This is a genomic window from Halalkalibacillus sediminis, assembly GCF_002844535.1.
GTDB classification, from domain to species: domain Bacteria; phylum Bacillota; class Bacilli; order Bacillales; family Alkalibacillaceae; genus Halalkalibacillus_A; species Halalkalibacillus_A sediminis.
Genome location: NZ_PJNH01000002.1, coordinates 278,723 through 293,293 on the forward strand (window position 1 = coordinate 278,723; position 14,571 = coordinate 293,293).

Consider the following 14,571-nt stretch of genomic DNA (forward strand, 5'->3'; position numbering starts at 1 on the left):
AAGTAGTGCTGGAGTTCTAACTCAAAGAAGAGGGATTCAAATTAAAAAATGTTCTATTGATTGTAGGCATACCAGAAGCCACTTATCACTACCACATTCATCAATTGCGAAAGGATGAAGATTCTGATGCCTGATGGTGAATTAATAGAAACAACTCATGAGTTGTTTAAGAAACACGAAGGAAAATTCGGCTATCGTCGTATCCATTTAGAATTACAAAAAAGGGTAATCAAGTGAATCATAAAAAGGTTCAACTTACCATGAGGGAACAAGGTCTGAAATGCACGCAGATCCCGTTACAAATCGTATAAAGGGACTATCGAAAAGGTCGAGAAGAATCGTTTGAATCGTCGATTCAATACATCTATCCGATTACAAAAGCTGGTCACAGACCTAACGGAATTCAAGTGCGTAGGAAAAGAAAAGTTTATTTAAATACGATGTTAGACTTATATAAGGGCGAGATCATATCTTATGGTATTTCGAATAAACCAACATTAGATATGGTCCTCCAACCACTTGATCAAGTGGTTGACATAATCAAACATGAAGCCGAGTATCGAACAACCAGCCATTCGGACCAAGGGTGGCATTAACAACATCATAAATGTGTGAAAACCTTAAAAAAGAACAGAATCTTTCAAAGTATGTCTAGGAAAGCAACCTGTCTAGATAATGCAGTGATAGAGAACTTTTTTGGCATTATGAAGCAAGAAATGTATTACGGGGAACCCTTAGTATCTTACACTGAATTAAAGAAGCAAATAGAGAGGTACATAGATTATTACAATCACTAACGCATAAAAGAAAAATTGGCTGGTTTAAGTCCAGTGCAATATTGAACTCAAACCAGCCAAACAATTGCATAAATCAAAACTCTGACTTTTGGGGGTCACTACCCTTTTGCATTTTTTAACAATACTCATTTTTGTTTTATGTGACAACTAGTTAATCGAATGATTCATTTGTTGAAAAACGCTAAGGAAGTCGAACGACTCGGAGATGATATTAAAAAGTGTGAAGAAGCCCATCGGTTGGCTTCTTCACCTAAAGAACAATTAAGGGATTAGAACCGATCCAACAAATTTACTTTAAATCCTGAATGTTAAACACTTTGCGACTTATCAGCTTCTATATTCGTTTGATATTAACCTAGGTGAGTATTTGGCTCATTCCTAATCTTGACTCAAAACGAATTTACTCTAAAATAACCCTAAAAACTTTTTTTTGGTTTTTATTACTTCAGGTGGATCACCGATCACCATCTCACTGTTCATCAAAATCTCAGCGTTCTCTTTCAGCATGATAGAAAGGTAAGCACCATACTCTTTTTCAATATAATCATAAGCTTCCTGCATAAAAAAGCCTCTTGAGGTAATGTTATGGGCGTCTGAAGCTAAGAAGTGAACTAGGTTTGCTTCTAGTAACTGATGACTGACTTCTTGTACTTTTTTTCCAAATTTTCCTAACAGGCTTCCTGCAGTCAATTGTGCTAAGCAGCCGTTATTAACAAGATCAAAAAGCTTGTTGGGTTCTTCCATTATTTCTTTGTTCCGCTCAGGATGCACGATTATCGGAGTGTATCCGTTCCTTCTCAAATCAAATAGTAATTTATTGGAAAAACGTGGAATATGACTGTGAGAGAACTCTATCAACAGATACCCTCCACCATTTCCCAGTGTCATAGAGTCTCCATCATGCATCAACTCTAATAGGTCACCGTTAATTCTTAATTCTTGTCCTGCTATGACGGTGAGTGGGATATGGTTGTGTTTTAGATGTGCGTTAAGCTTCTCAACTTCATTCAAGACAAATTCTTTGTCATTTTCATAATGACCGTTCAAATGGTGAGGTGTAGCATAAATGTGGGTGATTCCTTCTTCTACAGCTTTTTCAGCCATCATTAAGCTATCTTCAATTGAACGGGCGCCGTCATCGACGTTGGGTAGAATGTGACTATGTATATCAATCACCATGATTCCTCCTTACATAAATAAACATCTCATGATGGTAGTATATCATGAGATGTTTTAATTTTTATCAATTAATTTCCGTAATAATATTCTTTGCCTTCCATGTCTTTGTCATTCAAGACAACACCTAATATATTAGCGTTCGCTTGTTCAAGTAATTCTTTCGATTTTATAGCAGATTCGTTTTCGGTTTGTTTACTTCTAACAACCAGCAAAGCACCATCCACATAATTTGATAGTACCTGGGAATCTGTCACTGCAAGTACTGGGGGTGTATCGAAAATGATTAAATCATATTTGCTTTTCGCATCCTCTAACAACCTCTTCATTTGTTTAGAACCTAGCAACTCGGATGGGTTAGGTGGAATTGGACCACATGAAAGTACATCGAGACCAGGTATTTTAACGTCTTGCACTAATTTTTCAAGCGGATGTTCACCAATCAAGTAATTACTTAGCCCGAAGGTATTATTCATCTTGAATGTGTAATGAACAGTCGGTTTTCTTAAATCAGCATCTACCAACAAGACGCTTTTTCCTTGTTGAGCGAATACTACCGCTAAATTCGCGGTGGTCAAACTCTTTCCTTCACCTGGACCAGAAGAGGTTACCAACATTGAACGCAAGTCTTTGTCCACTGATGAAAATTGTAAATTCGTACGGATCGTACGGTATTGTTCAGAAGTCGGTGACTTAGGCTGATCTCTTGTAATTAATGAACGATGCTGATTGGTGCGATTAATGGTAGATTTACGAGCCATATTGTACACCTCTCTTCGATTTAATTGTTTCCTTTTTCGGTGTAGTAGTCGAAGGCATGTCGATTGTTGCAACTACCCCCATAACGGGTAACCCTAATTGTTTATCTATGTCTTGCTCAGTTTTAATGGTTTTATCGAGAAATTCTAGCAAGAATGCTATACCAACACCGATCATCAAGCCTAGAAATAATGCAATGGCAACATTAAGCATCAAGTTCGGACTGACTGGAGATGGACTAGGTCCAACAGAAGCCGGTGATAAAATACTAACGTTATCAATGCTCATCAAGTTAGGGATTGTTTTTTCGAATACATCAAATGTTGTATTCGCAATGTTTGCTGCATGATTTGGATTCGCATCAGTAACTACTACATTTACTACTTGTGAATTTTGTGCGTTAGATACTTCTATTTGATTAGACAATTGGCCACTAGATTGATCTAATGAAAGTTCCTGAATAACTTGTTTCAAAATTGCAGGGCTTTTAATAATGACATTATATGTATTGATCATTTCTACATTCGTTCGAATACTATTGACATTATAATCAAACTCTTGAGCATCGTCTTGTTGGTTTACGATGAATTGCGTCGAAGCCTCGTACTTAGGTGTAATAAAAAAACTTGTAATAATGATACTTAATAAAACGACTGTGATGGTTATAACCGATATTATTTTCAACCGTTTTTTAAGCACTGCAAATATCTCCCGCAGCGAAATGGTATCCTCCATTTAATTCCCTCCAATTAAATTATATAAAAATATAGAAACATTATATCACAAGAAAAAATAGAATAAATAGGTAGTTCGACAAATTCCCCCCCTACAAAATCTTGTCTGAATATGGTAACATATGTACAAATACTAAAAAATATCCTTAACAAGTCTAACATAAACACTTTTGTACTTCAGCAAAGTTTGTAAAGTTTTGTTGGAAGTGTACAGATATGCCTTTATAATGTATGCAAATAAAAACATTCCAAGAAGACACCGTAGACAAAAAAAGAGGTGGATATATAGCCTCTTTTTTGTTTTCTTCAATAGAAAGGAGTGAAAAATCATAAAATATCATCAAAGATTATCTTTATTAATATTATTAGATTCAGTAATTGTACTCTCAGCTATATACATAAGCTCCTATTTACTCTACAGTTCGCCGACACTTACTACAAATATCGTTTTTTTATCATCTATTATTCTAGTTCTAGCGCATCATCTGTTTGCAATTTATCTGAAGCTCTACCAAAAAGCATGGGAATACGCAAGCATCGGTGAATTAATCACGATTTTCAATGTCGTCACTTATTCGGTGGTCCTTACAGTGATCGCTCAATACATCTCTTTCGGAATGGTCATGACAAGGGCTATGGTCATCACGTGGATGCTTCACATTTTGTTGATTGGTGGTTCAAGGTTTGCATGGAGAGTATTCCGAGACCATTATTGGAACCCGACACAAGGGAAAAAACGCACACTCATCATAGGTGCGGGTTCTGCAGGTGTCATGGTAGCGAGGCAATTATTCAATAGTATTGATACAGAATTGAAACCTATCGCATTCCTTGATGATGATCCTGCGAAAAAGAAGATGCAAATATACGGAGTGTCTGTTGCAGGTAAGATCAAACACCTTGAAAAAGTAGTCGAAGAGATGAGCATTGAACATATCATCATTGCCATCCCTTCTTTAGATAACAAAAGGCTGAAAGAAATCTTCAGTCATTGTTCAAAGACGAAAGTGAAAACACAGATCATCCCGATGTTAGAAGATATCGTCACGGGTCGGGTGTCGATGAATGAGGTTCGCGACGTGCAAGTGGAGGACCTACTTGGACGAGACCCAGTAGAACTAGATATCCAAGGCATATCCGAATATATTACGGAAAACACCGTTCTCATTACGGGTGCTGGTGGTTCGATCGGTTCTGAAATCTGTAGACAAATATCAGTTTTCGAGCCTAAACAATTGATTTTACTCGGACACGGTGAGAACAGCATTTATCAAATCGAGAGAGAGCTTCGAGGACGCTACCAGAATCGTTTCGAAATTATCCCGATTATAGCTGATGTACAAGACCGAAAGCGCATTTTCGAAGTCATGGAAACGTACCAACCACACGTCGTTTATCACGCAGCAGCACATAAACACGTTCCATTGATGGAGTACAACCCGATGGAAGCTGTAAAGAACAATATCTTTGGAACAAAGAATGTGGCAGAAGCAGCGAAAGCTATTGAAGTCAACACATTCGTGCTCGTCTCCACAGATAAAGCAGTTAACCCAACGAACGTTATGGGGGCGACTAAACGAATTGCAGAAATGGTAATACAAAGTTTGGCACAAGATTCCAAAACTAAGTTCTTAGCGGTTCGATTCGGCAACGTCCTTGGAAGTCGAGGAAGTGTAATCCCGCTGTTTAAAGAACAGATCAAGATTGGTGGCCCGGTAACGGTTACCCACCCTGAAATGACACGTTATTTCATGACTATTCCAGAAGCCAGTCGATTGGTGGTTCAGTCAGGACCCCTAGCTCGTGGAGGAGAAATATTTGTGCTTGATATGGGGGAACCAGTTAAAATAGTGGACTTGGCAACTAATCTAATTAAGTTATCAGGTCATTCGTTAGACGATATTGAAATCGAGTATTCAGGTATACGCCCTGGAGAAAAAATGTACGAGGAATTACTCGGTGACGATGAAATTATGAAGAAACAAGTCTTCCCTAAGATCCATATCGGTAAGTCTACATTCGATGAATTTCAAGGCATATTAGATGAGGTCAATTCTTTACCTAAAATAGAGCAAAATAGATTGAAAGAGCACTTATTCAAATTAATATCAACAGAACATAAACAGGCAAAAGAAACAGTATAATGAATTACTTTTGGACATCGAGGTAAACCACTTAAACATGGGGAAAGATACCTTTATCAAAAAAGGAAGTTCGATAATTTGAAACACGTACAACAATCTTCTGATATAAGCGTCCATTACATTTGTCAGAAAGAACCAGAAGGGTTAGGGCATGCAGTATGGTGCCCACGTAAATTCATCGGGGGGACACCGTTCCGTTTGCGGTATTACTTGGTGATGATATTCTAAGAGCGGATAAACCGGACCTTAAACAATTAATTGAATAGTATGAACGACACGGGGAAATTGTCGTTAGTGTGCAATCGGTTGCGAAGGGAGAAACGGACCGTTATAGAATCATAGATCCATTGAGCAGGATGGCGTGTTTTGTAAGATAAAAATTTTTGTTGAAATGCCAAAGCTAATCAAGCCATTATGGAATGATATGTTTTTAACTCTGAAATCATGGTTTAGAGTACCAGAAAATTGGTACAAGATATAAATTCGGTTCAAGGATGCATTTCAAATGTTGAGCGGTATACAAGAAGTCTTTGAGTATGACTTTGAAGGTCGCTGTTATGATGTAGGAGGATATAAAACCAACGCTTGAAATGGTTTTGTAATGAGAAGACTTACTAAGCGACATGCTGGAGTACATGAGAACTATTTTAGAAAAAGAAGTGATACGTTTGCTTCAAAATTTAATATAATAATGAGGATTTAATTGGGGAAGGAATTTTAATAATGGCAGATCGAATTTTTCTTTCATCGCCACATATGAGTGATGAAGGTTATGAAATGGAATATGTTAAAGAAGCTTTTGATACGAACTGGATTGCCCCACTTGGGGAAAACGTAAATGGGTTCGAAAGAGAATTATCAGAAAAGGTTGGTTCTAAGGCAGCGGCAGCGCTTTCTTCCGGAACAGCAGCAATCCATCTAGCATTGAGAGCCGCAGGAGTTAGTGATAACGACCAAGTATTCTGCCCAACCCTTACATTCTCAGCTACAGCTAACCCAATCATTTACCAGAATGCTAAACCTGTTTTTATAGATAGTGATTATGAAACGTGGAACATGTGCCCTAAAGCTTTAGAAAAAGCGTTTCAATTGTATCCAGAAGTTAAGGCAGTAATTGTGGTACACCTCTATGGTTTGTCAGCTGATATGGATAAAATAGTAGAACTCTGTAAGAAGTATAATGTTGTTTTAATAGAGGATGCTGCAGAAAGTTTGGGTACTTACTATAATGGTAAGCATACTGGGACTTTTGGTGATTATGGCGTATTCTCTTTTAATGGAAATAAAATTATCACTTCTTCTGGGGGTGGTATGCTAGTTTCTAATAATGAAGATAAAATTGCAAAAGCTAGATTTTGGGCTACTCAATCCAGAGATCAAGCAAGGCATTATCAACATAGCGAATTAGGGTTTAATTATCGTATGAGCAATGTGATTGCTGGGATTGGCAGAGGACAACTAAAAGTGTTAAATCAAAGAGTTGAGAAGAAGAGGTGTATTTTTGAATTCTATAAAAGAGAACTCAGTGAGCTTGAGGGTGTTGAGTTCATGCCAAGTAATGACTGGGATGCACCGAATTATTGGTTAAGCTCGATGACTTTGACGGGCAAGATAAGGCCAATTGACATTATGGAGGCTCTTGAGAAAGAGAATATTGAGTCAAGGCCAGTATGGAAGCCGATGCATATGCAACCATTCTTTGAGAAATATGATTTCGTTGGTACTTGTATATCGGAGAAGTTGTTTGAGAATGGTGTATGTTTGCCATCTGACACAAAGATGACCACTGAGGATTTGGAGAGAGTTGTAAAGATTATTAAAGGGTTGTGGTTGAAATAATACAAAATTCTAAAGATGGTATTTATAGAAGATTTTTAAAAAGACTAATGGATTTCACACTTTCTTTAATCGCTATTATCACACTTAGTCCAGTCCTTTTGATAATGGCTATTCTTGTAAGGATTAATATTGGTAGCCCAGTGCTATTTAAGCAAAAAAGACCAGGGCTAAATGAGAATATCTTTATGATGTATAAATTTAGAACGATGACGGATGAAAGGGATGGGAATGGAGATTTACTTCCTGACAGTCTTAGGTTAACGCGGTTTGGAAGGTTCCTACGTTCCACATCGCTAGATGAATCTCCGGAGCTTTTTAATATTCTTAAGGGTGATATGTCTATTATAGGACCAAGGCCATTATTGGTTCAGTACCTTCCTCTTTATAATGAGCATCAAAAACGACGTCATGAGGTTAGACCAGGTTTATCTGGCTTGGCTCAAGTGAGCGGTAGGAATGCTATTAGTTGGGAAGAAAAATTTAATCTCGATGTAAAATATGTTGATAGTGTCAGTTTTATTGGAGATTGGAAGATTATTCTTATAACTATGAAAAAGGTTTTTGTTAGAGAAGGAATTAACTCAGTGACTACGGCAACAATGGAGCCGTTTAAGGGAAGTAAAAAGGAAAGAATAGAACCATGAAAAACAAACTTCTTATTATTGGTGCTAGTGGACATGGTAAAGTTGTAGCTGATATCGCATTGAAAATGAATAAATGGCAGAGTATTGCTTTTTTAGATGATGACGAAAATGTCAAATCATCAATGGGATTAGAAATTGTTGGAAAGTCTAATGAAACTATTAAATATATAAATGATTACGACATTTTTGTAGCTATTGGGAATAACGAAACCCGTAAAAAAGTTCAAGAAAGGCTTGAAGAGGAAGGTGCTAAAATACCCACATTAATTCACCCAAATGCAGTACTTGGAGAAAAAGTAGAAGTTGCATCTGGAACTGTGGTCATGGCCGGTGTAGTGATTAATTGCTGTACCAAAATTGAAAAAGGATGCATTATCAATACGGGGTCTACGTTAGATCATGATAATATAATTGAGGAATTCGTTCATATATCACCTGGTGCCCATTTAGCTGGGACGGTGAGAGTTGGTAAAAAGTCTTGGTTAGGTATTGGTAGCGTGATAAGTAATAATGTCGATATCGCTAGCAGTTGTATGTTTGGTGCAGGAGCCGTAGTCATTAGAGATATAAATGATTCTGGAACTTATACAGGTATTCCAGCAGAAAAGGTAGATTAATAAAAAAAATGGATGCGTTTGAGGTGGGTTCAGGGTGAAGAAAAAAAATATTTGGTTATGGAATCACTACGCAACTGATATGTATAAAAATCGTGGCGGGCGTCATTATTGGTTTGCGGAGAACTTAATTAAACAAGGATATAAAGTTACTGTATTTTGTGCAAACACATTTCACAATAATTTAGATAGTATTGATACTGGAAAAAGGAAATATACTACCGATATTGTTGATAATATCCCGTTTGTGTTTGTAAGGACTACAACTGCTCTTGGAAATGGATTTGATAGACTTAAAAATATGAGTCTTTTTTATTTTAATTTGTTTTCAGTGGCAAAAGAATATGAAAAGTCATGTGGAAAACCAGATGTCATTCTTGCCTCCAGCGTACATCCCCTCACGATGGTTGCAGGGATACAAATAGCTAAAAAACTTGGCATTCCTTGTATCTGTGAAATACGAGATTTATGGCCGGAAGCTATTTTCGCCTTTAACAAAGCAAAAGAAAAAAGTCTACTAGGACGTGGGCTTAAAGCAGGTGAACACTGGATTTACAAAAAATCAGATGCTATAATTTTTACAAAAGAGGGAGATACCGATTATATAAAAGAAAAGAAATGGAATACAGAACAAGGTGGAAGTGTAAACCTTGAAAAATGTTACTATATTAATAATGGTGTAGATATAGAATCCTTTGAAAAATTAGCTTCTGAAAATAACTTAAATGATCCGGATTTAAAATATGATAAGTTCAATGTAGTTTATGTTGGAGCTATTCGCCCAGTCAATAATGTAGCTAACCTTCTTGATGCTGCTTCAATATTGAAAGGCGAAAAAGATATCCAGTTTTTAATATATGGTGATGGTAATCAAAAGAATATGTTAGAAGAAAGAGTTATTGAGGAGAACCTGACTAATGTAAAGTTAAAAGGTTTTGTGAATAAAAGTTTAATACCGAATATACTGAGTAAATCATCTGTTAATATCCTTAATTATTCACAGACTCAGTATAACTGGACTAGGGGAAATAGCTCAAATAAATTATTTGAGTATATGGCTTCAGGGAAGCCGATTATTTCCACTGTAAAAATGGGTTATTCAATACTAGATAAATACAAATGTGGAATAGAACTTGAAAACAGTACACCTCAAGAATTGGCTAATGCAATTTTACAGATTAAAAAAAGTTCAGAGGAACAGTATGAATTGATGGCGAAAAACGCAAAAAAAGGTGCAGAAGATTTTGATTTTAAGTATTTAACAACAAAATTAATTAATGTTATTGAAAGTGTTAAATAATTATAGAAATTGAGGTATTGCAATGATTAAAGCACTAATAAATGAATATGGGTTGTCGTGGCTCATTAATCGCTCACTTTATTCAGCAAAGCTGAAAATGTTGAGAGCAATACCAACCAGTGATAGATTGTTTGAAAAAAGAGTCAATGTTAATAGGGTTAATATTTTTGATTTGAATGTAATGTGGATTGAAGAATTCATAAGAGGACTTTCAAGTGAAAAGAAAAAAGAAATTGAATCGATTGCTGACAAGGCTTTGATTGGAAAAATTATGGGTTTTTCTTCAGTTGAGCTGGACTATGGAAATCCGATCAACTGGCATATAAATCCAATAACAAAATTTGAGGTTAGTAAAGCATTAAAATGGTATCAAATTCCTGACTTTGACCCTCAGCGTGGAGATATTAAAGTGGTTTGGGAAGCATCACGCTTTACACATTTTTTCTATTTTACAAGAGCTTTTATGATAACTAAGAATACAAAGTATTATGACGGATTTTCACAACAACTTGAAAGTTGGTTGCAGAATAATAGTTATTCGTTTGGGTCGCATTATAAATGTGGTCAAGAGGCAACATTAAGAATGATTAATGCAATAATAGCGTTTGAAATTTTCAAGTCTTATAAATTAACATCGAAAAAAGATGAATTAAACATAAAGAAACTTATAGAAGGTAGTTATAAAAAAGTCCTTTCAAATTTTTTCTATGCCCATAAGTGTATAAAAAACAATCACACACTTACAGAAATAGTGGGTCTAATAATTGGTGCATGGAGTTGTAATGATCAAAAACGATTAAAAAAAGCGTACGAATTGTTAGATAAAGAGATTCAAAAACAATTCCTTTCTGATGGTGGTTATATTCAATATTCATTTAATTATCAAAGGTTTGCCCTTCAAATTTTAGAGTTAGTGATGAAAATTAGTGAAAAAACGCAATTAGCCATTTCAGATAGAAGTAAAAGTTTAATAAGAAACAGTGCTACTTTGATGTATCAAATGCAAGATGAATCAGGAGATGTACCTAATTTTGGCTCTAATGATGGAGCACTGATATTCCCTGTAACCACTTGTGGGTATAGAGATTTTAGAGCTGTAGTTAATACGATTTTTGTATTGGTTGATAGCAAGAGAGTATACAATCCTGGAGATTATGATGAAGAGCTGCTCTGGTTTGGAGATAAAAGACTAGAAGAAATACCGGTATCCATAATGGAGAAAGAATCCTCGGCATTTAATGCATCAGGATTTTATTCATTACGTACAGACACTAGTTTTATAATGACAGCCCTACAAAATTTTAATACTCGGCCAGCACAGATGGATCAGTTTCATATAGACCTTTGGCATAAAGGAAAAAATATTTTTTGCGATAGTGGGACATATTCCTATGCAACAGATATTGGGAAAGAGATGGCTTTAACAGCTGCACATAATACAGTTAAGGTCGATGGAAAGGAACAAATGAAAAAGTTTGGTCCTTTCCTTATATATGATTGGACTAAACGTAAATATGCCCTTTTAAGTAATGGTTTATTCAAAGGGAAAATGGTGTCTCAAAACGGTTATGAACATACAAGGCATATTGAAAAAAACGAGCAAGGATTTATTATTCTAGATGAAATATCAAGTGAAGGTGAACATTGTGAATTTTTTTTCCATACCCCATGCGAAGTAAAAAGAATCGAAAATGGTTTTGAACTATTTGATAAAGATAAGCTGATTTGCTTCGTTTCTATAGATGGAGATGCAGATATGGATGTGGAGTTTAAAAAATCCTATAGAAGCTTATTTTACCTTAACAGAGAAGAGATTAATTGTGTGATTATTAGAGGTTCACTAAACAAAAAATGCAATATTCAATTTAACATTCGATTGAAAAATTTAAATACGAATGGTGAAGTAGAAGGGGCGAATACTAAATGATTAATATTGTTGGACTTGGCTATATTGGTTTACCGACAGCTCTCATGTTTGCAAAAAGTGGAATTAAGGTAATAGGAACTGATTACAATGCAAATTTAGTAGACACATTGAACGATGGAAAATTAACTTTTGAAGAAAATGGATTAGAAGAACTTTTTCAAGAAGCACGTTCTAAGGGCATTGAGTTTTCAACAAAATATCAAAAGACACATACATATATTCTTGCAGTTCCAACTCCATATATAAAAAATAGTAAAAAACTCGATCCCAAGTATGTTATTTCAGCAATAAGTAGTGTCCTCGATGTTTGTGAAAAAGGTGCAGTAATAATTATTGAATCGACCATATCACCAGGTACAGTTGATAAGCATATTCGACCATATATAGAAAAGAGAGGCCACATTATTGGAAGCGATATACATTTGATGCATGCTCCTGAGAGGATTATTCCGGGGAATATGATTTACGAACTTGAAAACAATTCAAGGACCATTGGGGCGGATAATTTAGAAATAGGTGAAAAAGTAAAGGGTTATTACTCGAGCTTCTGTAAAGCAGATATCGTTGTAACTGATATTAGGTCAGCTGAAATGTCTAAAGTTGTAGAAAATACTTATAGAGATATCAATATTGCATTTGCTAATGAATTAGCTAAAATATGTCGAACTGATAATATGGATGTCTATGAAATTATCAAAACTGCTAATATGCACCCAAGAGTAGATATACTACAGCCAGGACCAGGGGTGGGGGGGCATTGTATTTCGGTAGATCCATGGTTCTTAGTTGGAGACTATCCGGATCTAACAAACCTTATTTTAACAGCAAGAAAAATAAATGATTCTATGCCAAGACATGTACTGGGACGTATTAGAGATATTATGAGAGAGCATGGTATTAAGGATATATCAAAAGTAGGCCTTTATGGATTAGCGTATAAAGAAAATGTTGATGATACAAGGGAGAGTCCATCACTTCAACTACTAGAAAGAATGGACGAGCATTTGGCTTTTGGCGTTAAAGTGTTTGATCCATTCGTAAAGGAAAGAATGGTAGATCACCAGTTTATGAATTTTGAGGATTTTATAAATGAAATAGAGATAGTTGTTGTCATGGTAGGGCATGATCATATCAAAAATAATATGGATCTCATTAAGAACAAACTTGTACTTGATACTAAGAATATATGTACTATTGACGCCGCGTATAAATTGTAAAATGAATAATATAATCATTAGATCATTGATAATTGGAATGCTTTTAAATGGGCTAAATGTAGTCTAAAAGATAAGCTTTTCATGAAAATTTATAACGAAGAATTTATTCTATTTAGTGACTATAGTTCCTAAAGTGTTTAGTAGGTGAAAATGTTGAAAAAAGCAACCATATTATTGTCACATATTCCTAATCCAAGAATGCTCAAAAGAATCAAAGCTGTGGAAAATGATTTTAATGTAGTATTAATTTATTGGGATAGAGGACAATTAGAAAATGAAACATTTGAAATTAACCACAATCATAAAGTTTTAAAGGTAAGCATAAAAGCTCCTCAAGGAAAGCCAATTAAAAAGTTAATACCGTTAGTGAGATATATGTTTAATGTCTTAGCTAAATTAAAAAATGAAAAACCTGATATAGTCCATGCAGGGAATTTAGATATGTTAATGATAGCTGCAATTTATCAAAAACATTTTAATAAGAAAACCAAGATTATATATGAAGTAGCCGATCTTCCTAAGTATTCCTTTATAAAGAAGGCTAATTCTCCTAAGACTATTCTAGCTAAACTATTACAAAGTCTAGAAAAAAAGCTTACATCTAGAGTATCTAAGATAATTTTAACATCTCCGTATTTTTGGGAGGAATATTTTTCAAAGTTTATTAAATTAGATAAATATCTATTTATACCAAACTCCCCCTCAAAAAAATTGTTTAGCAAATATGTAAAAAAGAAACATGATAACTTCACAATAGGATATATTGGATCAGTTAGATATATTGAACAACTTAAAATGTTAATTGATGTTGTAGAAGAAATGGACAAAAATATAAAAGTATTAATTGCTGGGAGCGGTCCGGGATACAGTGAAATTAAAGAGTATTCAAAAGATAAGAAATTTGTAGAAGTGTATGGCCCATATAACTACGAAGAAGAAATTGTTAGATTATATGAAAAGGTTGACTGCACATATGCTGTGTATAATACTAAGTTAAATAATGTAAAAATCGCTTTACCAAATAGACTATATGAGTCAATTGTGTGTGAGATACCTATAATAGGAACCAAAAATACTGAGCTTGGAAGTTTTATAGAGCAAAACCAAATTGGAATCAATATCAATGAGGATAAGCAAGAATTGAAAGAGGCGTTAATTATGCTGAAAAATTCCTCCGAACTTAACAATTTATATCAGAAAAATTGCAATAAGATAAAATCAGACTATTATTATGAAAAGGATAGTGAAAGACTACTGAATGAATATATAAAACTTACATCATAGATGGTGAACTAAATTATATGTCTATTTCGCTAAATTAGATATAGAGTAGGTTATAAAAAAATATTAAGAGAGACATTGATTTATAGATATGGTTAGTTAATTACAATAATAGAATAAATGTCTAAAAGTAATTAAA

13 protein-coding genes are annotated in these 14,571 nt (G+C 34.8%); 10 read left to right on the forward strand and 3 right to left on the reverse strand.

Features of this window, described 5'->3' with window-relative positions; translation table 11 throughout:
- The first annotated feature begins 611 nt into the window (after window positions 1-611).
- Window positions 612-797, forward strand: coding sequence for an IS3 family transposase (locus CEY16_RS15595; RefSeq protein WP_101331410.1), 186 nt, complete (start codon window positions 612-614; stop codon window positions 795-797).
- 405 nt (window positions 798-1,202) lie between these two features.
- Here the strand turns inward: CEY16_RS15595 and CEY16_RS07680 are convergent, their stop codons facing one another.
- The 3 genes from CEY16_RS07680 to CEY16_RS07690 form a co-directional block, all read right to left on the reverse strand.
- The gene (locus CEY16_RS07680) at window positions 1,203-1,973 is read right to left on the reverse strand and encodes a tyrosine-protein phosphatase (RefSeq protein ID WP_101331773.1); all 771 of its coding nucleotides are present in this window, start codon (window positions 1,971-1,973) and stop codon (window positions 1,203-1,205) included.
- Between the two features lie 71 nt (window positions 1,974-2,044).
- Window positions 2,045-2,734 (reverse strand): CpsD/CapB family tyrosine-protein kinase, encoded by a 690-nt coding sequence (locus CEY16_RS07685; protein WP_101331411.1) that lies wholly within the window; start codon window positions 2,732-2,734, stop codon window positions 2,045-2,047.
- A complete protein-coding gene (locus tag CEY16_RS07690; RefSeq protein ID WP_101331412.1) occupies window positions 2,724-3,467 on the reverse strand; it encodes a YveK family protein in 744 nt (247 codons plus the stop codon). The genes CEY16_RS07685 and CEY16_RS07690 overlap by 11 nt, the downstream gene beginning before the upstream one ends.
- A 328-nt stretch (window positions 3,468-3,795) precedes the next feature.
- On the opposite strand from CEY16_RS07690, the gene CEY16_RS07695 reads away from it, so the two are divergent.
- The 9 genes from CEY16_RS07695 (at window position 3,796) to CEY16_RS07730 (ending at window position 14,435) form a co-directional block, all read left to right on the forward strand.
- A complete protein-coding gene (locus CEY16_RS07695; RefSeq protein WP_101331413.1) occupies window positions 3,796-5,610 on the forward strand; it encodes a polysaccharide biosynthesis protein in 1,815 nt (604 codons plus the stop codon).
- Between the two features lie 78 nt (window positions 5,611-5,688).
- On the forward strand, window positions 5,689-5,838 hold the full coding sequence (locus CEY16_RS15205; protein WP_162297891.1) for a hypothetical protein: 150 nt from the start codon (window positions 5,689-5,691) through the stop codon (window positions 5,836-5,838).
- A 495-nt stretch (window positions 5,839-6,333) separates the two neighbouring features.
- Window positions 6,334-7,449, forward strand: a complete 1,116-nt coding sequence (locus CEY16_RS07700) for a DegT/DnrJ/EryC1/StrS family aminotransferase (RefSeq protein WP_101331414.1) — start codon at window positions 6,334-6,336, stop codon at window positions 7,447-7,449.
- Window positions 7,449-8,093, forward strand: a complete 645-nt coding sequence (locus tag CEY16_RS07705) for a sugar transferase (protein WP_101331774.1) — start codon at window positions 7,449-7,451, stop codon at window positions 8,091-8,093. Before CEY16_RS07700 ends, CEY16_RS07705 begins: the two co-directional genes overlap by 1 nt.
- Window positions 8,090-8,710: an acetyltransferase gene (locus CEY16_RS07710; protein WP_101331415.1), complete on the forward strand. Its 621-nt coding sequence runs from the start codon at window positions 8,090-8,092 to the stop codon at window positions 8,708-8,710. The genes CEY16_RS07705 and CEY16_RS07710 overlap by 4 nt, the downstream gene beginning before the upstream one ends.
- A 34-nt stretch (window positions 8,711-8,744) precedes the next feature.
- Window positions 8,745-10,007 carry a glycosyltransferase family 4 protein gene (locus CEY16_RS07715; protein WP_238378796.1) on the forward strand — a complete coding sequence of 421 codons (1,263 nt, stop codon included), beginning with the start codon at window positions 8,745-8,747 and terminating at the stop codon, window positions 10,005-10,007.
- A 22-nt stretch (window positions 10,008-10,029) separates the two neighbouring features.
- Window positions 10,030-11,934, forward strand: a complete 1,905-nt coding sequence (locus CEY16_RS07720; RefSeq protein ID WP_101331416.1) for a heparinase II/III domain-containing protein — start codon at window positions 10,030-10,032, stop codon at window positions 11,932-11,934.
- A complete protein-coding gene (locus tag CEY16_RS07725) occupies window positions 11,931-13,151 on the forward strand; it encodes a nucleotide sugar dehydrogenase (RefSeq protein ID WP_101331417.1) in 1,221 nt (406 codons plus the stop codon). Before CEY16_RS07720 ends, CEY16_RS07725 begins: the two co-directional genes overlap by 4 nt.
- Window positions 13,152-13,301: 150 nt before the next feature.
- On the forward strand, window positions 13,302-14,435 hold the full coding sequence (locus CEY16_RS07730; protein WP_101331418.1) for a glycosyltransferase family 4 protein: 1,134 nt from the start codon (window positions 13,302-13,304) through the stop codon (window positions 14,433-14,435).
- Window positions 14,436-14,571 lie beyond the last annotated feature (136 nt).